General features: G+C 63.1%; 24 protein-coding genes. 13 read left to right on the forward strand and 11 right to left on the reverse strand.

The features are described 5' to 3' along the window. Positions 1–8: 8 nt before the first annotated feature. The 6 genes from ACELLULO517_RS06525 (at position 9) to ACELLULO517_RS06550 (ending at position 5,516) form a co-directional block, all read left to right on the forward strand. Positions 9–830 carry an ABC transporter substrate-binding protein gene (locus ACELLULO517_RS06525; protein ID WP_227306492.1) on the forward strand — a complete coding sequence of 274 codons (822 nt, stop codon included), beginning with the start codon at positions 9–11 and terminating at the stop codon, positions 828–830. Continuing rightward, positions 817–1,701, forward strand: a complete 885-nt coding sequence (locus ACELLULO517_RS06530) for a polysaccharide deacetylase family protein (protein WP_227306493.1) — start codon at positions 817–819, stop codon at positions 1,699–1,701. The genes ACELLULO517_RS06525 and ACELLULO517_RS06530 overlap by 14 nt, the downstream gene beginning before the upstream one ends. 5 nt (positions 1,702–1,706) lie before the next feature. Next, on the forward strand, positions 1,707–2,504 hold the full coding sequence (locus tag ACELLULO517_RS06535) for an ABC transporter substrate-binding protein (protein ID WP_227306494.1): 798 nt from the start codon (positions 1,707–1,709) through the stop codon (positions 2,502–2,504). A 3-nt stretch (positions 2,505–2,507) separates the two neighbouring features. Beyond that, entirely contained in the window at positions 2,508–3,170 is a 663-nt protein-coding gene (locus ACELLULO517_RS06540) for an aspartate/glutamate racemase family protein (protein WP_227306495.1), read from the forward strand. A 3-nt stretch (positions 3,171–3,173) separates the two neighbouring features. Further along, positions 3,174–4,547 carry an amidohydrolase family protein gene (locus tag ACELLULO517_RS06545; RefSeq protein ID WP_227306496.1) on the forward strand — a complete coding sequence of 458 codons (1,374 nt, stop codon included), beginning with the start codon at positions 3,174–3,176 and terminating at the stop codon, positions 4,545–4,547. Between the two features lie 72 nt (positions 4,548–4,619). Beyond that, positions 4,620–5,516, forward strand: coding sequence for a LysR family transcriptional regulator (locus tag ACELLULO517_RS06550; protein ID WP_227306497.1), 897 nt, complete (start codon positions 4,620–4,622; stop codon positions 5,514–5,516). 300 nt (positions 5,517–5,816) lie between these two features. Here ACELLULO517_RS06550 and ACELLULO517_RS06555 read toward each other — a convergent pair whose 3' ends face one another. Continuing rightward, entirely contained in the window at positions 5,817–6,665 is an 849-nt protein-coding gene (locus tag ACELLULO517_RS06555) for a hypothetical protein (protein ID WP_227306498.1), read from the reverse strand. 264 nt (positions 6,666–6,929) lie between these two features. Here ACELLULO517_RS06555 and ACELLULO517_RS06560 point away from each other — a divergent pair, with 264 nt between their 5' ends. Next, complete coding sequence (locus ACELLULO517_RS06560) at positions 6,930–8,060, forward strand: M20/M25/M40 family metallo-hydrolase (RefSeq protein WP_227306499.1); 1,131 nt, start codon at positions 6,930–6,932, stop codon at positions 8,058–8,060. Between the two features lie 62 nt (positions 8,061–8,122). Here the strand turns inward: ACELLULO517_RS06560 and ACELLULO517_RS06565 are convergent, their stop codons facing one another. Continuing rightward, entirely contained in the window at positions 8,123–8,659 is a 537-nt protein-coding gene (locus ACELLULO517_RS06565; protein WP_227306500.1) for a hypothetical protein, read from the reverse strand. A gap of 285 nt (positions 8,660–8,944) precedes the next feature. On the opposite strand from ACELLULO517_RS06565, the gene ACELLULO517_RS06570 reads away from it, so the two are divergent. The 3 genes from ACELLULO517_RS06570 to ACELLULO517_RS06580 all read left to right on the forward strand — a co-directional run bounded on the left by ACELLULO517_RS06570 (position 8,945) and on the right by ACELLULO517_RS06580 (position 11,295). Further along, the gene (locus tag ACELLULO517_RS06570) at positions 8,945–10,084 is read left to right on the forward strand and encodes a ceramide glucosyltransferase (protein ID WP_227306501.1); all 1,140 of its coding nucleotides are present in this window, start codon (positions 8,945–8,947) and stop codon (positions 10,082–10,084) included. A 77-nt stretch (positions 10,085–10,161) separates the two neighbouring features. Continuing rightward, the gene (locus ACELLULO517_RS06575) at positions 10,162–10,788 is read left to right on the forward strand and encodes a LysE family translocator (protein WP_227306502.1); all 627 of its coding nucleotides are present in this window, start codon (positions 10,162–10,164) and stop codon (positions 10,786–10,788) included. 18 nt (positions 10,789–10,806) lie between these two features. Then, entirely contained in the window at positions 10,807–11,295 is a 489-nt protein-coding gene (locus ACELLULO517_RS06580) for a CreA family protein (RefSeq protein ID WP_227306503.1), read from the forward strand. Here the strand turns inward: ACELLULO517_RS06580 and ACELLULO517_RS06585 are convergent. Together ACELLULO517_RS06585 and ACELLULO517_RS06590 are read right to left on the reverse strand one after the other, a co-directional pair. Further along, a complete protein-coding gene (locus tag ACELLULO517_RS06585) occupies positions 11,285–11,992 on the reverse strand; it encodes a glutathione S-transferase (RefSeq protein ID WP_227306504.1) in 708 nt (235 codons plus the stop codon). The two genes, ACELLULO517_RS06580 and ACELLULO517_RS06585, sit on opposite strands and share 11 nt — an antisense overlap. Positions 11,993–12,034: 42 nt before the next feature. Further along, a complete protein-coding gene (locus tag ACELLULO517_RS06590; protein WP_227306505.1) occupies positions 12,035–12,613 on the reverse strand; it encodes a histidine phosphatase family protein in 579 nt (192 codons plus the stop codon). Between the two features lie 191 nt (positions 12,614–12,804). On the opposite strand from ACELLULO517_RS06590, the gene ACELLULO517_RS06595 reads away from it, so the two are divergent. Together ACELLULO517_RS06595 and ACELLULO517_RS06600 are read left to right on the forward strand one after the other, a co-directional pair. Continuing rightward, positions 12,805–13,011 (forward strand): CbtB domain-containing protein, encoded by a 207-nt coding sequence (locus tag ACELLULO517_RS06595; RefSeq protein WP_227306506.1) that lies wholly within the window; start codon positions 12,805–12,807, stop codon positions 13,009–13,011. A gap of 15 nt (positions 13,012–13,026) precedes the next feature. Continuing rightward, entirely contained in the window at positions 13,027–13,806 is a 780-nt protein-coding gene (locus ACELLULO517_RS06600) for a CbtA family protein (protein WP_227306507.1), read from the forward strand. A 59-nt stretch (positions 13,807–13,865) separates the two neighbouring features. Here ACELLULO517_RS06600 and ACELLULO517_RS06605 read toward each other — a convergent pair whose 3' ends face one another. Further along, positions 13,866–14,939 carry a threonine aldolase family protein gene (locus ACELLULO517_RS06605; protein ID WP_227306508.1) on the reverse strand — a complete coding sequence of 358 codons (1,074 nt, stop codon included), beginning with the start codon at positions 14,937–14,939 and terminating at the stop codon, positions 13,866–13,868. 134 nt (positions 14,940–15,073) lie between these two features. On the opposite strand from ACELLULO517_RS06605, the gene ACELLULO517_RS06610 reads away from it, so the two are divergent. Continuing rightward, entirely contained in the window at positions 15,074–16,198 is a 1,125-nt protein-coding gene (locus tag ACELLULO517_RS06610) for a Gfo/Idh/MocA family protein (RefSeq protein ID WP_227306509.1), read from the forward strand. A gap of 104 nt (positions 16,199–16,302) precedes the next feature. On the opposite strand, the gene ACELLULO517_RS06615 is transcribed toward ACELLULO517_RS06610, so the two are convergent. The 6 genes from ACELLULO517_RS06615 to iolE all read right to left on the reverse strand — a co-directional run bounded on the left by ACELLULO517_RS06615 (position 16,303) and on the right by iolE (position 23,552). Then, the gene (locus tag ACELLULO517_RS06615; protein WP_227306510.1) at positions 16,303–17,265 is read right to left on the reverse strand and encodes an ABC transporter substrate-binding protein; all 963 of its coding nucleotides are present in this window, start codon (positions 17,263–17,265) and stop codon (positions 16,303–16,305) included. A gap of 99 nt (positions 17,266–17,364) precedes the next feature. Beyond that, positions 17,365–18,366, reverse strand: coding sequence for an ABC transporter permease subunit (locus ACELLULO517_RS06620; RefSeq protein ID WP_227306511.1), 1,002 nt, complete (start codon positions 18,364–18,366; stop codon positions 17,365–17,367). A 177-nt stretch (positions 18,367–18,543) separates the two neighbouring features. Then, on the reverse strand, positions 18,544–20,130 hold the full coding sequence (locus tag ACELLULO517_RS06625; RefSeq protein ID WP_227306512.1) for a sugar ABC transporter ATP-binding protein: 1,587 nt from the start codon (positions 20,128–20,130) through the stop codon (positions 18,544–18,546). A gap of 190 nt (positions 20,131–20,320) precedes the next feature. Next, entirely contained in the window at positions 20,321–21,814 is a 1,494-nt protein-coding gene (locus tag ACELLULO517_RS06630; RefSeq protein WP_227306513.1) for a CoA-acylating methylmalonate-semialdehyde dehydrogenase, read from the reverse strand. Between the two features lie 53 nt (positions 21,815–21,867). After that, on the reverse strand, positions 21,868–22,668 hold the full coding sequence (iolB, locus tag ACELLULO517_RS06635; RefSeq protein WP_227306514.1) for a 5-deoxy-glucuronate isomerase: 801 nt from the start codon (positions 22,666–22,668) through the stop codon (positions 21,868–21,870). Next, complete coding sequence (gene iolE / locus ACELLULO517_RS06640) at positions 22,668–23,552, reverse strand: myo-inosose-2 dehydratase (RefSeq protein ID WP_227306515.1); 885 nt, start codon at positions 23,550–23,552, stop codon at positions 22,668–22,670. The genes iolB and iolE overlap by 1 nt, the downstream gene beginning before the upstream one ends. Positions 23,553–23,558 lie beyond the last annotated feature (6 nt).

Consider the following 23,558-nt stretch of genomic DNA (forward strand, 5'->3'; position numbering starts at 1 on the left):
TCTATTTGATGAGACATCTTCTGGCCTTGGCCCTGCTGATCGGGCTTCCCCTGGGAACGGCCGCGGCCGCAACCCCTGCTTTGCCGCCGGCGATTGCGGCCAAAGGCAGCCTGACGGTCGCGATCATCCCGAACTATCCGCCGATGGAATTCCGCGACCCGGCGACGAATGCGCTGGAAGGCTTCGACGTCGATCTGGGTGAAGCGCTGGGCAAAAAACTCGGCCTCAAGATCGACTGGCAGGAGACGAGTTTCGATCAGATGCTGCCGTCGCTGACCACGGGGCGCGTGGATGCGGTGCTGTCCGGCATGGGCGATCTGGCGACCCGCCATGCGGTCGCGCATTTCGTGGATTATCTGCGGTCCGGCCCGCAATTCTTCGTCCTCACCGCCAATGCCGCAAAATACCCGACCATCGATGCCGTCTGCGGCAAGCATGTGGGCGCCAGCAGCCGCACCTCCTTCCCCAAGGAGATCGCGGCCTGGAGCGTCGCGCATTGCGGCAGCACCCCGGTCATGTTCGTCGGCACCAATGGCTCGGCCGATGCCCGCACCCAGCTGAAGGAAGGGCGTATCGATGTCGCGGTGCAGGGCGGTGAGACCTTGCCCTATATCATGAAGCAGGAACCGGGTGCTTATGCCCTGGTCGGGACGCCGATCCTGTACCAGTTCACCGGTCTGGCGGTCGCGCATGATGACCTGACCCTGGGCACCGCGATTGCGGGCGCGCTCGGCGCGATGATCGCGGACGGCAGCTACCAGGCTTTGACGGCGAAATGGGGTCTCGGCCCCGATGGTGTTGATAAGGTGACGATCGATGCAGGACAGTAACTCCCTCGCGCGGATTCCGCTGCAGCCGGCCAATATGGCGCCGCCGGCACCGGAATTTCCTTGGCCCGCGCCTTTCACCAGCGCCATGTTCCTGTCCTTCGACGTCGATGCGGAATCCGCCTGGACGGCCAAGAACGCCCAGCATGCCGAGCGTCTGGTGACGATGAGCTATGGCGGGTTCGAGGCGCGCGTCGGCACGCCGAAACTGCTGGACATGCTGCGCCAGCTGGATCTGCGCGCGACCTTTTTCATCACCGGCTGGTCTGTCGAGGCGCATCCTGCCATGGCCGAGAGCATCCTGGCCGCCGGGCATGAGATCGGGCATCACGGCTATTACCATCTGATGCCCGACCCGGACGAACCCTTCCTTCAGGAAGAGCTTGAGCGCGGCTTCGAGGTTCTGAAGCGCCGCCTGGGCGTGGTGCCGACCGGCTATCGCGCGCCGTCCGGCGAATTCACCGAGGAGTTGCGCCAGTCTTTGGTGCGCCACGGCATCACCTATAGCAGTTCCTTCCGCGACGATGTGCGCCCCTACCGCCATCTGCTGGCCGATGGCACGCGTGGGACGATCGAACTGCCGGTGACGGCCAGCTATGACGACTGGATGCACGGGCTTTCCACCCGCTTCAGCGCCCGCTCCATTTTCCCGAAGGAGCATGTGCTGTCGATGTGGAAGGATGAGCTGGATGAGACGCGCGATTGGGGTGCGATGGTCACCACCGTCTTGCATCCGCAATGCAGCGGCCGCCCGATGCGCCTGCGCCTGTTGCGCGACTTCCTGACCTATACCAAGAATTGCGGGGATGTGTGGATCGCGACGGGCGAAGAGATCGCGGCCAACTACATCCATCACGAAACCGCTGGGGCCTGACCAAGATGATGAAGCGACTTGTTGCGGCAGTCTCCCTCGCTTTGATGGCGGCGGCCCCGGCGCCGAAGCAGATCACGGTCGGCGTCTATCCGTCCTATCCGCCGCTCGACATGAAGGACCCGGCCACCGGCACCTTGCGCGGCTTCGATGTCAGCCTGGGTCAGGCGCTGGCGCAGCGCATGGGCAGCACCATGGTCTTGCAGGAGACGAGTTTCGCGCAGTTCATTGCCTCGGTCGAAACCGGCCGGATCGACCTCTTCTTCAACGGCATGAACGACACGCCGGCCCGCGAGAAGACGATCAGCTTCGTGGACTACCTGCGGTCGGGCACGCAGTTCATGGTCCGCGCGGCGGATGCCAAAACCTACAGCACGCCGGAGGATCTGTGCGGCAAGACGGTTGCGGGCAGCCGCTCCACCACCCTGCCGCAGCAGATCGCGGATTGGAGCGCGACCCATTGCGTCGCTTCCGGCAAGCCCGGCATCAGGTTCCTCGATGCCGACAATAATATCGACGCGCGACTGCAACTGAAACAGGGCCGCGCGGATGCCATGGTGCAGGACAGCCTGACCATTCCTTACGTCCAATCGCAGGAGGTCAGTGTCTACGCGACCCTCGGCCAGCCCTTCGATACCACGGTGATGGGTATCGGCGTCGGCAAGTCCGCGACCGCTCTGCAGATCGCTTTGCAAAAGGCTTTGCAGAGCATGATGGATGACGGCAGCTACAAGTCCCTTGTCCAGACATCCGGCCTGCCGGCCAATGCCGCGATTGCCAAGGCAACCATCGATCAGGCGGAATAAGGCATGTCCCGGCGCGCGCGCATTCTGGTCATCAACCCGAATTCCTCCGTCGCGGTAACGGAGGCGATCGACACCGCCCTCACCCCGTTGCGGCTGAGCGCGGGGCCGGAGATTGTGGTCGCGCGTCTGGAGCAAGGCCCGATCGGCATCGCCAGCCAGCGTGACGCCGACAGCGTCATTCTTCCGCTCGCCGACTGGGTGAAACGGGATGACGCGGATGCTTTCGTCCTCGCCTGTTTCAGTGACCCGGGCCTGCATACTGTCCGCGAGGCGGCCGGCGGCAGGCCGGTGATGGGTATCGCGGAATGGGGCCTGCTGCGCGCGCTGACGATGGGTGAGCGTTTCGGCATCATTGCGCTATCCCCCGCCAGCATCCGCCGCCAGCAGCGCTATGTGCGGCAGATGGGTATCGACGGGCGTTATGCCGGCAGCACCGCCGTCGACGCCATGGCAGCGGATACCGCAAGCCCCGCGATGCGGGACCGGCTGATCGCGGCAGGCGCCTGTCTGGTGCGGGAGCGTGGTGCCGACGTCGTCGTGCTCGGCTGCGCCGGCATGGCCTCTCACCGGCGCGCGGTGGAGGAGGCCATCAGGCGCCCGGTTGTGGAGCCAACGCAACAGGCGGTGGCCGTCGCCATCTCCGCCCTATTGCTGAAGGACAGTTGAGATATGACGACGACAGCGGTTTTCGGCAGTTACGTTCTGACGCGCTCCGAAGGCGTGCAGCAGGTGCTGCGCGACCATTGGGTGCTTCTGGAAGGCCGCAAGATCGCGGCGGTGACGCCAAGCAAGCCGGCCGCCGATATCGTGCTGGACAGGCCGGATCGCTTCGTCCTGCCCGGCCTGCTCAACCTGCATAACCATTGCTTCAGCGAGGCTGTGGCGCGCACCCATACGGAAGACGGCAATGGTCGCCGCAACAACCAGAGCGTCATCTATACGGTGCTGCTGCCGCTGACGCGCGCCGGGCTCGATATTCTCACGCCGCACGAGCGAATGGCCATCGCAAGGCTCGGCATTCTGCAATTGCTCAAGGGCGGCGCCACGACGGTGATGGAGCCTTTCCGCAACGGCATCCCCGAAATGTTCGACGCTGCCGCGGAGATGGGCATCCGCTTCTATGGCGCGCCCTATCTGTTCTCGACCAGCAATGCCAAGGCCGGCGCCGACGGATCGGTTCAATATCACGGCGATGACGGCGCGGCTGATCTGGCAACCTGGCGCGGGCTGTACGATCGCTGGCAGGGACAGGCCGACGGCCGCATCGGCCTGGCCATGAGCCCGCATGCGACCGATACCTGCGGCCCCGATCTTCTGCGGGCTTGTGCGGCCGAGGCCCGCGCGCTGGGCGTGCCGATCACCACGCATCTGGCGCAAAGCACGGGTGAGGTGGAGACCATCGCTGCGCGCTATGACGGTCGCACGCCCGCCGAATATCTCGATTGGCTCGGCCTGCTGGCGCCGGATCTGCTCGCCGCCCATTGCATCGCCAGCAGCGATGACGACCTGCGGCTGATGGCCGCGCGCGGGGCGACGGTTCTGAACTGCCCGCGTGTCTTCGCCCGCAGCGGCAAGCCAGCGGTCTTCTCTCGTTTCGTGGAACATGGCGTGCGGACCCTGGTCGGCACGGATGGCTACAACATGGATCTGCTTGGTGAGATCAACGCCGCCAGCATGATCTCGAAGGTCATATCCGGAAATCCCGAGGCCGCGCCGGCACCGATGCTGATCGACGCGGTGACGGCGACGGCCGCCGCCGCCATCCATCGGCCGGATCTGGGCGAGATCCGCGTCGGTGCCACCAGCGATCTGACCTTGGTCGATCTGTCGCACCCGCATCTGCAGCCGCTGTCGGACCCGCGACGTGGGCTGGTGGCCCTCGCCAACCGCGCCAATATCGATGCGGTGATCGTGGACGGTCAGCTTCTCGTCTCCCAAGGCCAATATACCGGAGCCCCGGAAACTGAGATCGTCGCGGCTGGCCGGGCGGCCATTCAGCGCATCTGGGATCTGCCGGAAGCCCAGGCCGCCTTTGCCGGCTGACGGGCCGTATCCCTCGCCAGCGATCATCACTTCGCCTAACAGTTTCAAGGGAAGCTATTCGCCGGGGTGATGATGACCTTGCGTCAATTGGAAATTCTGCGCGCCCTTGTGCTGCACCGAACCACGGTCGCCGCCGCGCAGGATCTGGGCCTGTCCCAGCCTGCCATCAGTAACGCCCTGAAAGCGATGGAGACGCAGGCCGGTTTCGCGCTGTTCGAGCGGGTGAACAACCGCCTGCATCCGACCCCTGAGGGCATGACGCTGTTTCGGGAATCCGAAGCCATCTTCTCGCTCCATGCCAGGTTGGAGGGTCGGCTGCGCGACTTGCGCGATAGCCGGTCCGGTCAGCTGCGCATCGTCGCGACCCCGCCCGTCGCCTCGGGCATCATTCCGCCAGCGCTGAAGCAACTGCTCCATACGCGACCGCGTCTGCAGGTCTTTTTCGATGTCCGTCGGTTCGAAGGCGTCGTCGAAGCCGTGCTGAGCCATGTCGCTGAGCTTGGCTTCGTGCTTGGCTTTTCCGGGCAGCCTGGTCTCGGCTCGGAAGTGCTGCATGCGGGGGAGATGGTCTGCGTCTGCCCGCCGGGCCATCCGTTGAGCCAGCTGTCGGAGGTGTCACCCGCCGATCTGACGGACTATCCCTTGATCGGGCTGGAGCGCGGCACCCGATTGGGGGACGCATTGCGCCGCAGCTTCCACAGCGTCGATGTCACGTTTCGTCCGAGCGTGGAGGTGCGTTATTGCAATACCGCCTGCACCCTGGCGGCGAGCGGCGTGGGCGTCGCGATCGTCGATCCCTTCTCCGCGCATCAAGGCGATAATAGGCAATTGGCGATCCGCCCCTTCCGTCCGGTGACACCGGTGAAGGCGCATGTCTTATGGTCGGAAGCGAGGCCGCTCTCCCGCACCTGCCAGACCTTCATCCGGGAAGTCAGGCAAGCGGCCAGAACTGACGGCCTATTGGATTGAAAGAGGGAAGACGCCGCGGACAGGAAGACAGATTGGTTAATGTCAAGCACGTTGTCTGCCTGCGCCGATAGAAGGCCGGCGGCTTACTTAGCCAGTGGCGCCGCCGCAGCTAGTTTAGACCTATCGATCTAGACTTATCTGTCAATTAGATTAGTCCATCATTAAGGCAATAATTTTTTTGTGCGAAAACTATGGAGAGTTTTCCTCTAAAAAACGGCAATCCTTCAATGTAAATTTTTTGAGACTTGCCGATTGATGAGCAGACCCCCTCCTGGCTTCCGCCTTCGGAGGGGAATCACCTCAAAAAGCGTCGCGCTGGCGCCCGCCGATGGCACCAGCCACGCAAGCAATGAAGGCGCCGATCAGCATCGAAAAGAAGGTATAGGCCGCAAAGGACCCCGCCGCTTTGCGCGCTGCATTGGCGACCTGCTTCGCCTTCGCGATCATCTGGTTTTCGTCAATGATCGCCTGATCGACTCTGGCCGAGGCATCGGCCTGGGCCAAACCCGTCTGCGCTTCGACAAGTTGGACGAGATAATCATGATCCGGCTGGCTCACCGAACCGACCGCCGCCGTCGCCAGAATACGGCCGGCTTCCGCCTTGGCCTGCGGGTTGCTGGTCTGGGCGGAATTCCGGCTCGGCCGAAAAAGCTTATCGAGGTCGTAACCGGTCGGCGCACCAGGCTGTGCGGCGATCGAGGCGGATCCCGCATCGACGGAAGCCGTGACCGCGGCAGCCGCTTTGGCAAATGAGCCCGCGAAGGACCCGATGCCCGAGGCGACGAGGCCCAGGATGAACAGAGCGGTAACCGCCCAGGCAACGAAGCCCGATGCCGTATCCCTGAACGTTACTTCGTCGCGATGAATATCGGGCAGTGCCGGGCGTAAGCGCCCCGCCAGATAACCGCCGAAGAACGACGCGACCCATTGCACGATGATCAGCCAGATCGCGGCCACCACGGTAAATGTCACCGGCGATGGATTGTCGCTGGAAACCGGAGAAATCCAGGCGAGACCAAAGGCCGAGCCCGCCGCCGTCAACATGACAGTCACGGCCGTCGCTACCACCGCGCCACCGAAAACCGCGCCCCAGGACAGACCCGGGCGTGCGGCAAGCCGGAGCCCAGGTTCGGTGCTTGTGAAAGACATGACCGCTCCTAATGCCAAAGCAGAAGAAGAATCAGAATAATCGGGATGGGAACGCCCAAAAGCCAAAGAAGAATGGGCATCGCTTCCTCCTGTTGTTTGTCGTCAGAAGGTGGGATGCGCGCTTCGCATTCCTAGATGTCCTTGGGGGCGATACCATTCCCGAGCGCGTGATCGCGGAAGGCACGAAACCTGCTAGGAAATCGGCGTCGAGGCGCTGCCGTCAGGCTTAATCCTCGAAACCGTTCACTACCAGGATGAGCCGTGATGGATTTGAATAGCCTAACTTTCGATAGCGCAGAGATGCTGCAGCGCCTGAAACCCTGGATTCTGTGCGAAAGCCCGACCCATGATCCGGCCGCCGTCGGTCGCATGATGGATCTGGCGGCCTGGGAATTGGTGGGTAGCGGCGCCCGCGTCGAGCGCATTCCGGGCCGCATGGGTTTCGGGGATTGCATCCGCGCAAGCTTTCCCCATCCGAAAGCCGGCACGCCCGGCATCCTGATCATGGCGCATCTCGACACCGTCCATCCTATCGGCACGCTGGCTGACCTGCCCTTTCGGGAAGAGGCCGGACAATGCTTCGGCCCCGGCATCTGGGACATGAAGGGCGGCACTTTCGCGGCATTGGAGGCCGTGCGCACCCTGGCCGCCGCCGGGCTGCAAAGCCCCCTGCCCGTCACCCTGCTGCTGACGAGCGACGAGGAAGTCGGTAGCCCCTCGACCCGCGATCTGATCGAGGCGGAAGGACGGCGCCATCGCTATATTCTGGTGCCGGAGCCCGCGACGCAGGACCGTGGCGTCATCACCGGCCGCTATGCCATCGCCCGCTTCCACCTGGAAAGCCGCGGCCGGCCCAGCCATGCCGGTGCCACGCTCGCCGAAGGCCGCTCGGCCATTCGGGAAATGGCCAAGCAGATCCTGGCGATCGAGGAGATGACGACGCCCGACTGCACCTTTAGCGTCGGCGTCGTGCATGGCGGCCAATGGGTCAATTGCGTGGCGACGACCTGTGTCGGCGAAGCGCTGAGCATGGCCAAGCGCCAGGCCGATCTGGATGCCGGCGTGGCAAAGATGCTGGCACTGACGGGCAGCACGCCCGAGACGCGCTTCACCGCCACCCGCACCGTCACCCGCCCGGTCTGGGAGCCGAACAATGCCTGCATGGCCCTGTATGAGACGGCGCAAACGGTGGCCGCGCGCCTCGGCCTCACGCTGCCGCATCACAGCGCCGGCGGCGGGTCCGACGCCAATTTCACCGGCGCCCTGGGCCTCGCCAGCCTGGACGGGCTCGGCCTTGTCGGCGGCGGCGGTCATACTCTGACCGAACATGTCGAGATCGCGAGCCTGGCCGAACGCGCGCGGCTGATGGCGGGGCTGCTGCTTGAACTGAGCTGATCTGTCATCCACCGGGTATCGCTGATGACACAACGATACCCGGTCGGCCCGCGACGCAGATGCTACTTCTTGGGCGTCGTGGTCGCTGGTGTGGTCGTGGTTTCCGTATCCTCGGCCTCGCTCGTCTGCGGCGGCACGGCCGGCGAATGGAAGCCGGAGGAATGGTCGTAGTCGGTACCGTTGACCGGCTGCATCGTCGCTTCCGGCTGACGGAGGCAACCACGGAAGATGGGGTCGCAGACGCCGTCGCTGCCGATTGTCATATCATTGGGTCCGGTATAATGGACCTCAGTGACTTTATTGTGAACGACACGGACATCCGCGATACAACCGGTGCCCGATCCGCCCAAGGACACGCCGCCCAAAGTGAGCGGCAGAGTGACGTTAAAGCCCCCCGTCGCCGCCGGATTGTATAGATAGGTGTCGACATGCGCGACATCATTGATCTTGGTTGATTTGGCTGCCGGCCCTGCGCAGGAGAGAAGATCGGCGGAACTCATCCCGATCATACTGATCTGCGCCAGATGCGCGTCACGGGACGCCCCATAGCCACATCCGGTCAACGCGAGGGTCGCGAGCACAATAGCGTTCCGACGCATGTCACCTCCTGACGAATTTGTGCTCGTCATGTGCGTGCGACAGGCCGCAGCGTAACCCGCGACGCATGGAAAAACTGCCATCTCAGCCTCAACAGGCCGTGAGGGGATCTTGGCGGAAGCCGCACCCGTTCCGCGCAGGACCTTGCGAATGTCTTCCGTTTGTCACGCGAAAATGCGCGGAAGCGTTGGACAAAACTGGGACGATCTGGCTCAAAACACGGGCTTTTCGAATCACCGCTACGTGGGTCGAAGGCAGCGGCGCCCAAGTTTGGAGTGGTCTGGCGAATGACGTTCACCCTTTGCGCCGCGGCTTTCTGTCTGGTGGCGACGGCCCTCAATCTCGGCGGCCTGGCCATCGCCGCCGTGCGACTGCGCCCGCGCGGTAAGCCGCGGCCGACACCCGCCGATGCGCCGGCCGTGACCATCATCCGGCCGCTCTGCCGCATCAATAATTACGAGCGGGAGACGCTCGCCTCCACCTTCATGCTCGATTACCCAAGCTATGACATCATCTTCTGCCTGGAAGACGGCAATGATCCAGTGGCCGGGCTGGTCTACAACCTCATGGAAAAATTCCCGGAGGTTCGGGCCCAATTGCTGATCGGGCAGGAACGGCGCACCAAAAACCCCAAGCTCAATAATTGCCTGAAGGGCTGGGACGCAGCCGAAAACCCCTGGATCATCATGGCGGACAGCAATGTGCTGATGCCGTCCGACTATATCCAGCAGATGATGGGCCGCTGGACGGAGAAGACCGGCCTGGTTTGTTCCATGCCCATCGGCACTCGCCCCGATAATTTCTGGGCCGAGATCGAATGCGCCTTCCTCAATACCTTTCAGGCGCGTTGGCAATATGTCGGCGAGAGCCTGGGCCAAGGCTTCGCCCAGGGCAAATCCATGCTGATGCGCCGCGATATCGTGGAGGCCGGCGGCGGCTTGCTGAAGACGCTGGGCGCTGAAATCGCCGAGGATGCGGCCTTCACCAAGCTGGTGCGCCAGTCGGGGCTGCATGTGCATCTGGTCAATGCGCCCTTCGCCCAGCCACTGGGCGCACGCACCGGTCAGGAAGTCTGGTCCCGTCAGGCGCGCTGGGCGATGCTGCGCCGCAAGACCTTTCCGCTGATGTACTTGCCCGAATTGGTGACCGGCGGTTTCTTCCCCATCGTCGCCGGCATCTATGCCGCCTGGGACGCGAATGTGAACGTCGCGGTGGTGGCCGCGGTTCTGGCCGCGCTGTGGTTCGGGTCCGAGGCTTTGCTGGCCCGCATCGCCGGCTGGCACTTCTCCTCCCGCATGCTGCTGGCCTGCGCACTGCGGGATTTCCTGCTGCCGCCGCTTTGGGTCGTGGCCTGGCTGCAACAGGATTACGTCTGGCGCGGCAATACGGTGAATGTGAAACAGGTGGTGGCGGAAGAACTGGAATAGTCCAGCCCGTCTCCCTGCGAAGGGCTTGCTTATAGCGCAAGCCTGTGGATGGCTCGGCTTCCTATAGGGAGCGAACCATGTCCTTCGATCACTGGCTGGCCTTTGTGGCGGCCTCGGCCGTGCTGCTGGCAATCCCCGGGCCGACCGTGCTGCTGATAATCTCCTACGCGCTCGGCCATGGCCGCAAGCCGGCGGCGGCCATCGTCGCCGGCGTCGCACTCGGCGATCTGACGGCCATGACCGCCTCCATGCTCGGTCTCGGTGCCGTGCTGGCGACCTCGGCCGTCATCTTCACCGCGCTGCGGTGGATTGGCGGCGCCTATCTGATCTATCTCGGCATCAAGCTGTGGCGCGCGCCGGTGCAAAGCGCGGCGCTGGCGGATAGCCCGAAAGCCAATCCTCTCCGCATGCTGGCGCATTCCTATGCAGTGACCGCGTTGAACCCGAAGAGCATCATCTTCTTCGTCGCTTTCGTGCCGCAGTTTCTCCAGGCAAGCCGCCCCTTCCTGCATCAGGTCGTTATTCTGGAGGCGACTTTTGTGACCTTGGCGACCTTGAATGCCGCGATGTTCGCCCTTCTGGCGGCAGCCGCGCGGGAGAGGCTGCGCGCGCCACGCGTGCAGCGCGCCGTCAACCGCACCGGCGGATCACTGCTCATCGGGGCCGGGCTTTTCGCTGCCGGATGGCGCCGCGCGACCGGCTGATGTGCTAAGGCATCGCCGATGACGATGACCGGCGGAGGATTTGGCGTGAAATATCTGGCAGCGGCGCTGGCGCTTGGCCTTGTGTTCAGCGGCACGGTGGCAAAGGCGCAGACCCGTATCGGCGGGGTCGATACAACCTTCCGCTTCCTCGGCTCCAATGATCGGGTGGTGATCGATCGCTATGACGATCCAGACGTGCCCAACGTCTCCTGCTACGTCTCCCGCGCCGAAACCGGCGGCGTGAAGGGCAGCCTGGGCCTGGCCGAGGACCCGTCGCGCTTCTCCATCGCCTGCCGGGCCGTGGGGCCGGTTTCCTGGCCGACCAACCTGCCCAAGAAGCAGCGCATCTTCACAAGCTCCCTCTCCGTCTTCTTCAAGACGCTGGAAGTCTACCGGCTGCTGGACGCGGACAAAAAGGTGATCCTCTATGTCGTCATCAGCAGCCGGTTGAAAGACGGCAGCCCCTATAACTCCATCACGGCGGTACCGACCGGGCCTACGCCTTAACCGTCAGAACCTTGCGGAGCGATGCCTCGATCTGGCCACCGCAATAGGCATCGCCGTAGTCTTTGCGGGCGCGGGTAGCGAGCTTCGCCAAAGGCGGCAAAGCGCTGACCCGCTGCGCCAGACCGGCGGTTTTTGGCGCCGTTTCGTCCAATAGCGCGCCGATGGTCGGGAAGCGCTCGGTCATGGTCGACCACAACACGGCCGTCACGACATCGGCGATACCGGGCTTGTCGCCACCGAGCAGAAAGCCGCTTTCCGCGGTCAGACCGTGGCGGCTACCGGTTTCCTCCCAAAAGGACATCCATTTCGTCAGGCGCGGCACAAAGTCATGCCAGCGCTTTTCGGTCCACATCTCGCGCCCGCCATCGAGCGTGATCTCATCGATCACGTCATTCGCGTCATGGACGATCTTCATGGTCATGGCCCGCAGCGCCGGTGTTTTCGGCAGCAGGTCCAGCGTTTCCCCCAGATAGAGGATGATCGCCGGCATCTGGGCGATGGCGACATCCGCTGCCTTGTCGATCAGCAACGGCGGCCCCATGAAGGGCACCGGCATTTCAGTCACCGGCTTGCCCATCAGCGTCACGATCGCCTCGTCACCGCCTTCCCGCCAGGTCTTGCCGGCATGGGTCAGAACGGCCCGCACGAACTGACCGCGGAACGGCACGGACCAGTAATAGAGATCGTAATCGGACATCTCAGGTCTTTCCCCGCAAAGAATGGCAGCCGATCCGTTAGATTATGCCGCCTCGCCAGCATTCCAACCCAGGGAACGCAAGGTCCAGCGCCCGGCATGGGCCTGCAGGCGCGCGAAGCACAGCGGCTCGACGTCGATCCGCCAGAAGGATTTCGGATCGGCCTCCAGTACCGAGATCAGAACAGCGCGGATAACGGCCGCATGGGTGATAGCGACAAAGCGTCCGTCCTGTCCCTGCAGCCCCGCGAGCCAGGACGCCACGCGCGCCAGAAGGTCCAGGACCGATTCGCCACTGTGCGGCGCGGCGGCAGGGTCTGCCGTCCATCGTGCAAGCCCTTCCGGTTCCGCCGCGGCCACCTCGGCCAAGGCGCGGCCAGCCCAGGCGCCAAGGTCGATATCCGCCAAGGCCGGTTCCATCTGCGCGACCAGCCCCAGGACCTGCGCCGTCTGCCGCGTCCGCAGCGACGGGGCAGTCCAGGCGCCATCGACCCGGCCCAAAGAGCCGGCCAAAGCCTGGGCTTTTTGCCATCCTTGCGGCTCCAGCCCCTCGTCCAAGGGGAAAGACGCCTGGCGTGTGGCGGTGCTTGCCGCATGGGCGATCAGGGTCAGGCGAAGGCTCATCGTTGCTAATCCGTTTGACAGCCGGTCGGCCGGCCCCTAGCACTGGTAACAGTCATGGTTCGGAAGCCGGTGAAAGCCCGGCACGGTCGCGCCACTGTAATCGGAAGCCGAATGCTTCGTCTTCCGAAAGTCAGACCCGGTCATGGCTCACATCAATCCGTCGGGACGCTGGATCCCTGGGAGTAAAAGCTTTGTCCGATCGCATTATCGGCCCCGATTCCGTTTCGGCACCGATTCCCGTGCGCGAGATCCTGCCCTGGATCATCTTCGGCCTAGTGATGATGCTGGCGATTTATTTCGTCGGCGCCGAGGAAGGGGCCACTTCCATCATCAAGGGCATGTATGTGCATGAATGGGTGCATGACAGCCGTCATCTGCTTGGTTTCCCCTGCCACTGACGGGGAGCACCAATCATGGTCAGATCTCTTCTCATTCGCGGCATGCTGGTCGGCTTTGTCGCGGGATTGCTGGTCTTCGGCTTCGCCAAGGTCTTCGGTGAACCGCAGGTCGATCACGCCATCGCCTTCGAGACGGCGATGGACGATGCCAAAATGAAGGCTGACGCCGCGAAGGGCATTCATGACATGCCCGAGCCGGAACTCGTCAGCCGCCCGATGCAGGCGAGCTTCGGCCTGCTGACCGGCGTGATGGTCTATTCGACGGCCTTCGGCGGTCTGTTCGCGCTGGTTTTCGCCTTCGCCAATGGACGCGCCACCAACCTGGGGCCGCGTGCCGTCTCCGCCCTGCTGGCGCTGACCGGTTTCATCGCCTTCTATATGGTGCCGAACCTCAAATACCCGGCCAATCCGCCTTCGGTCGGACATCCGGATAGCATCACCATCCGCACGGAACTCTACTTCGCGATGATGGCACTTTCGATCGCGGCCATGGCTGTGGCGGCGGTGCTGCGCAAACGGTTGGCGCCCAAGCTGGGCGCCTGGGAAGCCGCGCTGATCGGCGCAGCTTTCTACGTCATCGCTGTATTGGTGGTAGCCGCCATCCTGCCGCCGATCAACGAAGTGCCGTCGGATTTCCCGGCGGTCGTTCTCTGGCACTTCCGCATCGATAGCCTGACGATGCAGGCGATCATGTGGGCGGTTCTCGGCCTTGGCTTCGGCGCGCTGACGGAACGCAGCTTCTTGGCCAAGGGTCTCTATCATCCACGCCTGACCCCGAAGCTCGTCTGGCGGTAATCGCCAAACGCGAAACGGATGAAAGGCCCCGGCATGCCGGGGCCTTTTCTGTAAACAGGTCAGCGATTGCCGAAGCGCGCAGCCGCCGAGACCAGGGCCTGAGCAGCCTCGGGCGCGGAGGCATAGGAGGTCACCAGGCGGATCGCGACCTCACCCGGCGCTGTGTCGGCGTGCCAGCGATAGAAGCCGAACCCCTCCCCCTCCAACGCCGCGACGACGCCTTCCGGCAACACGACAAAGGCCTCGTTCGCCTGAACCTCATGCAGCAGCCGGACACCCGGAATAGCCGCCAGACCATGTGCGAAAATCTGCGCGACCGCATTGGCGTGGCGGGCATTCCGCAACCAGAGATCATCCTTCAGATAGGCCAGCAGCTGCGCGCTCATGAAACGCTGCTTGGACCAGAGATGGGCAGCCCGCTTGCGCCGTTCGGCAAAGCCGCGTGCCTGCGCCGGGTTGAAGAAAATCACCGCCTCCGCCGCCATCGCACCGTTCTTGGTTGCCCCGAAGGAGAGCGAGGTCATGCCCGCCTTCCAGGTCATCTCGGCCGGCGAGCAGCCGATATGGACCAAGGCATTGGCGAAACGCGCGCCATCCATATGCAGGCCGAGCTTATGGCTGGCAGCCACATCGCCGATGGCGCGCAACTGGTCCAGCCCGTAGACCGCGCCCCATTCGGTGGATTGCGTGATGCTGACGGCATGCGGCTGCACGACATGCACGCCGTGTTCCCGCGCCGCCTGGACGCGGGCCGTAATCTGCGCCGGGCTCAACCGGCTGTCGGGGGACGGCACCGAGAGCAGCTTGGCGCCGCCGCTGAAAAACTCCGGCGCGCCGCACTCGTCAGTATTGATATGGGCGTCCTCGGTGCAGATGATCCCGCCATAGGGCGGCACCATGGTGCTGACGGCCAGCGCATTGGCCGCCGTGCCGGTCGCGACCGGAAAAGCGATCAGATCGGGTTTCTCGAAGATGCGGCGCAGATCCTGCGTCAGCGCCTCGGTCCAGGGATCTTCGCCGTAGGAGGAGATATTGCCCTGATTGGCCTGGCCCATGGCGGCCAGGATTTCGGGCGCGACCGGCGCCACGTTGTCACTGCAAAAATTCCAGTCGCTCTTGCCGACAGTCGCCACGCGATCTCACTCCAACCAGTCTGACCGATAAATCGTCCAAACAGCCTGCCACGAGCCGGTCGTTTTCCCAAATTCGCATGACCGGCGCCGCGCTTTATGCGACAAGAATTCCAAAAATCCGGAGGAATGGAATTTTGGATAAGAAATCACTCGGCATCGGCCTCGTCGGCTCGGGCTTCATGGGGCGCACGCATGCGCTGGGCTTGGCCAGCGTCGGCCGGATTTTCGATCTGCCCTTGGTGCCGAAGCTGGAACTTCTGGCCGATGCGACGCGGCCCTTGGCCGAGGCTGCGGCCGCGCGCTTCGGTTTTGCCCGCGCAACCGACGATTGGCAGGCGCTGGTCGCGGACCCTGCCGTCGATGTCGTCGATATCACAGCGCCCAATAAGCTGCATGCGCCGATCGCTCTGGCCGCACTGGCTTTGGGCAAGCCGGTCTATTGCGAAAAGCCCTTGGCGCCGACCGCCGAGGACGCGCGGGTTATGGCGGAAGCCGCCGAGCGTGCCGGCGTCGTGACGCAGGTCGGCTTCAACTATATCTGCAACCCCATGCTGGTTCTGGCGCGGGAGATGATCGCTTCCGGCGAATTGGGTCAGGTCTGGGGCTTTCGCGGCATCCATGCCGAGGATTTCATGGCCAACCGCCAGACGCCCTGGACCTGGCGGCTGGACCCGGCCGGCGGCGCCGGTGCCATTGCCGATATCGGCAGCCATATCATCGGCATGGCGCGGTTTCTGCTGGGACCCATCGCGGCCGTCTGCGCGGATGTGGAGACGGTGATCGACCGCCGCCCCCTGCCCGGCCAGCCGGATGAGATGCGCGCGGTCGCGGTGGACGATCAGGCAAGGCTGCTGCTGCGCTTCGGCAATGGCTGCCGCGGCACGCTGGAAACCAGCTGGCTGTCCTCCGGCCGGCAGATGCAGTTGGAATTCGAGGTGATCGGGGAGAAAGGTGCGCTGGTCTTCAGCCAGGAGCGTTTCAACGAGCTGCGCTATTACAAGACCGAGGCCGACCGCAGCCGCAACGGCTTCCGCACCATTCTGGCAGGGCCGGAACACGCACCTTACGGCGCCTTCTGCATCGCGGGCGGCCATCAGATCGGGTTCAACGACCTCAAGGTCATCGAAATCCGCAATTTCCTGAGCGCCCTCGCCGGCGGGCCAAAGCCCTTCGCGGATTTCCGCGAAGGCTACGAGGTGCAGCGCGTCATCGATGCCGCGCTGCTATCCTCGAAGAACGAGGCCTGGGTCAGGCTGTAGGGCAGTAACGCCGCAATTTTCTTTGTCATCCGCTTTCGCGGGCGGAACCAAAGAGTGGATCCCCGGATCAAGCCCGGGGATGACACATCATTCCAACGAAAGAATCACTTCGTCGCGGCGGTCGGGTCCCAACCCTTGTAGCTGTCGACATTGTCGATGGTGATCAGCGTCGGCGAGAGCAGAATAACCTTGGCCGGCGGTGCCTTGCCGTTGGCGACGTCAACCGCATAGGCATAGGCTTTGCCAGCCATGCCGTAAGGGTCCTGCGCGGAGGAGGCCTTGATCAGACCGTCCTTGTTCTTGATTTCCGGCACGATATCCGGCGCGCCGTCGACGGAGGTGATGAAGAACTCCTTACGGTTCTGCTGCTTGGCCGCCAGTTCGAACCCGATCGCGGTCGGGTCGTTGATCGCGAAAACGGCGTCGATCTTGGGGAAGCGCGTCAGCAGGCTTTGGCCGACGGCGAAGCCGCCGTCGCGGGAGCCCATGGCGTTCTGATTGTCGGACAGGATCTTGATGCCCGGCGCGGCCTTCAGCACATCCTCGCAGCCCTTGACGCGATCGATGACGGAGGAGACCTGCGGGCCATTGGCGATGACGACATTGCCCGTCTTATTCGGCAGATGATCGAGGATATACTGGCAGGACTGGGAACCCGCCTTGACGTTATCCGTCATCACCGTGACGTCGGCGCCCGTCGCGGCCACGTCGAAAGCGCCGATGGCGATGCCGGCATTATGCGCCTTCATCAACGCCGGAGCGATCGCTACCGGATCGGCCGCATTGACCATGATGACCTGCGCACCGGCCGCGATGAAATTGTCGATCTGCGTGAACTGCTTGTTGAGATCGTAATCCGACGAGACCGCGATGGTCTTGGCGCCGGGGGTGATTTCCTTGGACCGCGCCTCGATACCCTTATCGGTCGCCGCGAAATACGGGTTGCCGAGGGAGCCCACGGTAATGCCGACGGTGGTGATATCCTTCGCCATCGCGGTGCCCGACAGGCCGGCGGTCAATAGCGCGCCCAGCGCAATCTGCGACAATCCATAACGTGCAAGCTTCATGGTCGTTCCTCACTTGAGAATATTGTTGTTATTGTCGGCGCTTGTTCTCACGCGGAGATAACGCTGTCTCCGCATGCGAATGTCTGAGCATGGATCGGGTCAGGTGCGACCCTTGTGATCCAGGCGATAACGATCGAGCGCCACGGCGCCGATGATGACCAGGCCCTTGACGATGAATTGCCAGATGTCGGAGACGCCCGAGAGCACCAGACCATTGGTCAGGATGGCGATGATCAGCGCACCGATCAACGTGCCCCAGATGGAGCCGATACCGCCGGTGAAACTGGTGCCACCCAGGATGACGGCGGCGATGGCGTCAAGTTCATAGCTCTGGCCAAGCTGCAATCCGTTCGCGGCATAAAGACGCGAGGCCGACATGACGCCGCCGAGCCCGGCCAGCAGGCCCGAGGTTGCATAGACGAACATCAGGATGCGGCCGACCTTGATGCCCGTCAGCCTTGCCGCGTCCGGATTGCCGCCGACCGCATAGATGCGCGTGCCCAGCACGGTCCGTCGCAGAATGAACCAGGACAGCAGCACCACGATCATGGCGATGATGACAAGCCAGGAGACGCCGAACAGGGTCGCATTGCCGATGAAGGCAAAAGGCAGGCTGGGGTTGAAGACCGTGCGGTCCGCGCCGAGCAGACGCGCCATGCCGCGCACGGCGGTCAGCGACCCCAATGTCACGATGAAGGGCGGCAGCCTGATCACCGCGATCAGAAAGCCGTTGATGGCACCGAAGCCGAGACCGATGAGAAGACCGGCCAAAATGCCGAGCATGCCGACATCGGGCACCAGGGAGACGAGCAGCGCGCCCATGGCGGAGGCGGCCAGGATGGAGCCGACGGAGAGATCGATACCTGCGGTCAGAATGACGAAGGTCATGCCGGCCGCGAGCACAGTATTGATCGCGGCCTGCTGAAGAACAATCGAAGCATTGGTCAGGCTGAAGAAACGTTCATTCTCTAAACCGAAGCCGATGCACAGAATAATAAGCACCGGCAACATGCCCGCATATTGGAGCAGATTGCGCAGGCGCTGCTGGTGCGATATCGACGCCTGCCGTGTCGCCACGGTTTCATTCGCAACGTCAGCCATAGAACTTCCTCACCACTGCAATCGTTTCGCGTGAGCCGCGATATCCCGGCCTTTTGACCGGTTTTAGCCTTATTGTAATTTCCGTCACGTCATCCGGTTAGTGCCGGCAATTTCCGGAACCATACACGCCAGCCGGCTTGGCATAAAGTACCAAACCGGAGCTAAGCCATGCGTCAATCAAGCGGCTTTCGCGCTCCCCATATCGGTCACCATGGCCATGATCGCTTCCTGCGTGATCGGCGCTTCGGCCTGCGCCACCACCTCGCCCACCAGATGGCCGTCACGCATGACGACGACGCGATCGGACACGCCGATCACTTCCGGCAATTCGCTGGAAATGACGACGATCGCCGCCCCCGTCCGCGCCAATTGATCGATGATGCGGTAGATTTCCGACTTGGCACCGATATCGACGCCGCGCGTCGGCTCATCCAGGATCAGCACGCGCGGATTGGTTTCCAGGAGACGAGACAACAGAACCTTCTGCTGATTGCCGCCCGAGAGACTGCCGACATTGATCTCGGCATTGGGGGCGCGCACGCCGAGCTTCTTGATGGCCTCATTCGCGCGCCGCTTGGCGGCGGCAAGGTTCAAGACCCCGCCGGCGCGCGCATCCTCATCCAGCACGTTCATATTGACGTTGCCGTTGATGCTCATGTCCAGAAACAGACCCAGGACCTTGCGGTCCTCGGTTAGGTAGACGATGCCGGCATCGATCGCGTCGCGCGGGTTATGGATGCTGCGCTCCTGCCCGTTGACGAAAACCTGGCCATGCTTCTTGGGGTCGGCGCCATAGATCAACCGCGCCAATTCTGTCCGGCCCGAGCCGACAAGGCCGGCGATACCCAAAACCTCGCCTTCCGCGACGCTGAAGGAACAATCATGGACACGGTTGCCGTCATCCATGCCGCGCGCTTCCAGCGCGATCTTGCGGTCGCTCAGCGGTGCGCGATGCTCCTTCTTGTAGAAGGATGACGATTCACGCCCTACCATCATGCGCACCAGCGCCTGCGGGTTCAGCTCGTCCCGCATCAAGGTTCCGACCATGCTGCCGTCGCGCAAAACGCTGACGCGGTCTGATAGTTCGTAGACCTCGGCCATGCGGTGGCTGATATAGATGATGGCGATGCCTTCATCCTTCAGCGTGCGGATAATGGTGAACAGCTTCTCGGCCTCACGCGCCGACAATGCCGTTGTCGGCTCATCCATCACCAGAATATGCGGATGCCCCGCCAGCGCGCGGGCAATTTCGACCAATTGGCGTTCGGCGATGGACAGGGACGCGACCTTGGAAGACGGGCTGAAGGGCGCCGCCAGACGATCCAGATAGGGCTGTGCCGCCGCGTTCATCGATGTGCGGTCAATCATGCCGTGGCGCCGCATCTCCTCGCCCAGGAACATATTCTCGGCGACCGTCAGGTTCGGCGCCAGCGCCAGTTCCTGATAGATCACCGCAATGCCGCTGCGGCGGCCGGCGAGCGGGCTGCCGATCTGCAAGGGTTTGCCGTCGATCCTGATCTCACCGCCCGGATCGGCGTGATAGGCACCGGACAGGATTTTCATCAATGTCGATTTGCCGGCGCCATTTTCTCCCATCAAAGCATGAATTTCACCGGAATAAGCGGTGAGAGAAACATCGGCCAAAGCGCGAACAGGGCCGAATGTCTTGCTGATGCCGCGCATTTCAAGCGCGACGGAACGCTGCCCGGAAACAGCCGGGGCCGGCGGCACATTGTCCAGCACTTTTGTTGTCTGGCCGGTCATTTCCTGTCTCCCCGGGCAATTGCCCTGACTTTTTAGTCTTGAAGGACGTTTGGCAGTCCCTGCAGTAAAGTCAAGTCGTCCGGAGCAAAGTCAAGTCACCTGCCAAAAAACGCAGGTCTTATATCATGTTGCAGCGCAGTAAAGACAGGACTGCCGCGTGCGGGCTTTTGCACGCGGCAGAGCATTTACATCATCCCAGAGTCGGCATGATGAACTCAGCACCGGAGCGGATGCCCGTCGGCCAGCGCGCGGTCACGGCCTTGTAGCGCGTGAAGAAACGAATGCCTTCCGGCCCGTGCATGTGGTGATCACCGAACAGCGAGCGCTTCCAGCCGCCGAAGCTGTGGAAGGCCATCGGCACCGGAATCGGCACATTGATACCGATCATGCCCGCCTGCACGCGACTGGCAAAAGTACGGGCGGAATCACCATCGCGCGTGAAGATCGCCGTGCCGTTGCCGAACTCATGCTTGTTCACGAGGTCGAGCGCTTCATCGAAAGTATCGGCGCGGACCACGGCCAGAACCGGCCCGAAGATCTCTTCCTTGTAGATCTTCATCTCGGGCGTCACGTCATCGAACAGCGTGCCGCCGATGAAATAGCCGTCCTCATAACCCTGCAGCTTCAGCCCGCGCCCGTCCACAACCAGCTTGGCGCCCTCGCTCTCACCGGCATCGATATAGCCGCTGACCTTGTCGAGATGGATTTTGGTGACCAGCGGACCCATCTCATTGCTGTTATCGGTGCCCGGCCCGATCTTCAGCGCGCGCACGCGGGGTGCCATGGTCTCCACCAGCTTGTCGCCGATGCCGCCCACGGCGACCGCGACCGAAATCGCCATGCAACGCTCACCGGCCGAGCCGTAGGCCGCGCCCATCAGCGCATCGACCGTCTTATCCAGATCGCAATCTGGCATGATGATGGCGTGGTTCTTCGCCCCACCCAAAGCCTGGACGCGCTTACCGTTGCGGGTGCCGGTGGTGTAGATATATTCGGCTATGGGGGTGGAGCCCACGAAGCTCACGGCATGAATGCCGGGATGGTCCAGGATCGCGTCCACCACTTCCTTGTCGCCATGCACGACGCCGAAGACACCGTCCGGCAGGCCAGCCTGCTTCAACAGGTCTGCGATGAACAGCGAGGTCGAAGGGTCACGCTCGGACGGCTTGAGGATGAAGCAATTGCCGCAGGCGATCGCGGTCGGCAGCATCCACAGCGGCACCATGGCCGGGAAGTTGAAGGGCGTGATGCCGGCGCAGACGCCGAGCGGCTGACGCATGGAATAGGCGTCAATGTCACGGCCGACCTGCTCGGTGAAATCGCCCTTCAGCAGTTCCGGCACGCCGGTCGCGAATTCCACCACTTCCATGCCGCGCGTCACTTCGCCCAGCGCATCCGACAGGACCTTGCCGTGTTCGGAGGTGATGATCGCGGCGATCTCTTTCGCCTTCTGCTCGATCAGATCGCGGAAGCGGAACATGACGCGGGCGCGGGCCAGCGGCGGGGTCGCCGCCCATTTCGGAAACGCCGCCTCGGCCGCCTTCACCGCGGTATCGACGTCGGTGGCATTGCCCAGCACGACCTGGCGCGCGACCGAGCCATCGGCCGGCTGATAGACATTGGCCGTTCGGGTTGAGGTGCCGGAGGTAAGCTTCCCCCCGATATAATGCTGAACAATGTCCATGATCGTCTCCGAATTAAGGCGGCGGACGCCTGGCAGTTACCAGGCGTGAGTTGCTACCACGTCAGAAAAGCGTGATCTGGGGACATGGTGAAGCGCCATTCGCGCACAGGTCCCGCCATCACATTGAGGTAGAAAAGATCAAACCCGTGCGGCGCACCGACCGGGTGATAGCCACGCGGAACAAGAACCACGTCACCGTCACCGATCGCCATGGTCTCATCCAACGAGCGGTCATCGGTATAGACGCGCTGAAGGGCGAAGCCCGATCCGCGCTTGAGGCGATGGTAATAGGTCTCTTCCAGATAGGTCTCACGCGGCGGGTCGTTCACATCGTGCTTGTGAGGAGGGTAGCTAGACCAGTTGCCCCCCGGCGTCACCACCTCCACGACCAGAAGCGATTCCGCGACCGCCGTATCGGGCAGGATATTGCGGACGTGGCGGGTATTGGTGCCCTTGCCGCGCACCTCCTCCCCCACCTCACTCGGCGGAATGATGCGGGCCGGCAGCTTCCCCTCGGCGGGTGAGGCGCAGACCGCGACTTCGGCCGCCGTTTCCGCCTCTACCGTCCAGCTCGACTTGGCGGGGATATAGACCGACCAGGGCAGGCCGTCGAAGACCGACTCCCGTTCGCCCAGCAGCCCGAAATCGATATCCCCGGCGCTGATGCGCACGCGGCCCGACAGGATGACGAGGCAGACCTCGTTCCCCTCCGTGGGACGGGAGACGACCTTCTGCGGCGACAGTTGCAGGACCGAGAAGCCAACATGGAACCAGCCGGCGGAGGCTGGGGTGATGTGGTGGATAAACCCATCCCGGTCCGGCGCATGCGGATGAACGAGAAGTTTCGATGCCATCAGATAAGCCCCTCGTCCCGCAGATAGGTCTTCAGATTGGCGTAGCCCAGGCTCGCATAGGTAAACGGATTGGCCTTGGCCGGGTCCTGCTCGGCTTCCAGCACCACCCAGCCGGAATAGCCCGGCAAAGCGCGGAACATCGCGCGGAAATCGATCCTGCCGTCACCCGGCACGGTATAGACGCCGTTGAGGACGCTTTTGAGGAAGCTCCAATCCTCGGCCTCGCTCTGCGCGCGAACCGCTTCCCGAATATCCTTGGTGTGGACATGGCCGATACGGCTGCGATAGCGGGTGGCGAGGCGCGCCGGGTCATCCCCGCCCCAGACGGCATGGCCGGTATCGAGCAGCAGATCGACCGAAGGTCCGGTATGGGCCATGAAGGCGTCGATATCCTCCGGGCTCTGCACGACGCTGCCCATGTGGTGATGGTAGACGATGCGCATGCCCTGTGCCGCCAGCCGGTCGCCGAAGACCGTCATCCGCGCGCCGAAGGTCTGCCACGCATCACCGGTCAGCATCGGGCGGCGGGAGAGCGGGGTGTCGATCTCCCCCTGAATGGTATTGGAGGTTTCGCAGACAACCATGACGGTCGATCCCTGCGCCTTGAGCAGATTGAAATGCTTCTGCGCGGCGTCGAATTCCGCGTCGCCGTCGCGCGTCAGCAGCTTGGCCGAATACCAGCCCGAGATGCAGGCGAGATCGTAGGGCGCGAGCGCTGCCTTCAGCCCGTCCGGCGTGCGGGGGAATTTCTTGCCGAGTTCCATGCCTTCGAAACCGATCTGCTTGGCCTCGGTCAGGATGGTTTCCAGGGTCGTGTCGCCGCCCAACTCGGGCATGTCGTCATTGGCCCAGCAGATGGGATTGGCGCCGATACGAATGGTCATCGCACG

Origin of the sequence: Acidisoma cellulosilyticum, assembly GCF_020621385.1 — a bacterium.
Lineage (GTDB): Bacteria > Pseudomonadota > Alphaproteobacteria > Acetobacterales > Acetobacteraceae > Acidisoma > Acidisoma cellulosilyticum.

What these genes read in the sequence shown, in the direction of transcription:
- ACELLULO517_RS06620 (WP_227306511.1), bottom strand. Translation starts at nt 18,366, where the DNA reads ATGGCTGACGTTGCGAATGAAACCGTGGCGACACGGCAGGCGTCGATA.
- ACELLULO517_RS06570 (WP_227306501.1), top strand. Translation starts at nt 8,945, where the DNA reads ATGACGTTCACCCTTTGCGCCGCGGCTTTCTGTCTGGTGGCGACGGCC.
- ACELLULO517_RS06545 (WP_227306496.1), top strand. Translation starts at nt 3,174, where the DNA reads ATGACGACGACAGCGGTTTTCGGCAGTTACGTTCTGACGCGCTCCGAA.
- ACELLULO517_RS06625 (WP_227306512.1), bottom strand. Translation starts at nt 20,130, where the DNA reads ATGACCGGCCAGACAACAAAAGTGCTGGACAATGTGCCGCCGGCCCCG.
- ACELLULO517_RS06580 (WP_227306503.1), top strand. Translation starts at nt 10,807, where the DNA reads ATGACGATGACCGGCGGAGGATTTGGCGTGAAATATCTGGCAGCGGCG.
- ACELLULO517_RS06550 (WP_227306497.1), top strand. Translation starts at nt 4,620, where the DNA reads ATGACCTTGCGTCAATTGGAAATTCTGCGCGCCCTTGTGCTGCACCGA.
- ACELLULO517_RS06575 (WP_227306502.1), top strand. Translation starts at nt 10,162, where the DNA reads ATGTCCTTCGATCACTGGCTGGCCTTTGTGGCGGCCTCGGCCGTGCTG.
- ACELLULO517_RS06585 (WP_227306504.1), bottom strand. Translation starts at nt 11,992, where the DNA reads ATGTCCGATTACGATCTCTATTACTGGTCCGTGCCGTTCCGCGGTCAG.
- ACELLULO517_RS06615 (WP_227306510.1), bottom strand. Translation starts at nt 17,265, where the DNA reads ATGAAGCTTGCACGTTATGGATTGTCGCAGATTGCGCTGGGCGCGCTA.
- iolB (WP_227306514.1), bottom strand. Translation starts at nt 22,668, where the DNA reads ATGGCATCGAAACTTCTCGTTCATCCGCATGCGCCGGACCGGGATGGG.
- iolE (WP_227306515.1), bottom strand. Translation starts at nt 23,552, where the DNA reads ATGACCATTCGTATCGGCGCCAATCCCATCTGCTGGGCCAATGACGAC.
- ACELLULO517_RS06530 (WP_227306493.1), top strand. Translation starts at nt 817, where the DNA reads ATGCAGGACAGTAACTCCCTCGCGCGGATTCCGCTGCAGCCGGCCAAT.
- ACELLULO517_RS06560 (WP_227306499.1), top strand. Translation starts at nt 6,930, where the DNA reads ATGGATTTGAATAGCCTAACTTTCGATAGCGCAGAGATGCTGCAGCGC.
- ACELLULO517_RS06565 (WP_227306500.1), bottom strand. Translation starts at nt 8,659, where the DNA reads ATGCGTCGGAACGCTATTGTGCTCGCGACCCTCGCGTTGACCGGATGT.
- ACELLULO517_RS06600 (WP_227306507.1), top strand. Translation starts at nt 13,027, where the DNA reads ATGGTCAGATCTCTTCTCATTCGCGGCATGCTGGTCGGCTTTGTCGCG.
- ACELLULO517_RS06590 (WP_227306505.1), bottom strand. Translation starts at nt 12,613, where the DNA reads ATGAGCCTTCGCCTGACCCTGATCGCCCATGCGGCAAGCACCGCCACA.
- ACELLULO517_RS06630 (WP_227306513.1), bottom strand. Translation starts at nt 21,814, where the DNA reads ATGGACATTGTTCAGCATTATATCGGGGGGAAGCTTACCTCCGGCACC.
- ACELLULO517_RS06535 (WP_227306494.1), top strand. Translation starts at nt 1,707, where the DNA reads ATGATGAAGCGACTTGTTGCGGCAGTCTCCCTCGCTTTGATGGCGGCG.
- ACELLULO517_RS06540 (WP_227306495.1), top strand. Translation starts at nt 2,508, where the DNA reads ATGTCCCGGCGCGCGCGCATTCTGGTCATCAACCCGAATTCCTCCGTC.
- ACELLULO517_RS06555 (WP_227306498.1), bottom strand. Translation starts at nt 6,665, where the DNA reads ATGTCTTTCACAAGCACCGAACCTGGGCTCCGGCTTGCCGCACGCCCG.
- ACELLULO517_RS06525 (WP_227306492.1), top strand. Translation starts at nt 9, where the DNA reads ATGAGACATCTTCTGGCCTTGGCCCTGCTGATCGGGCTTCCCCTGGGA.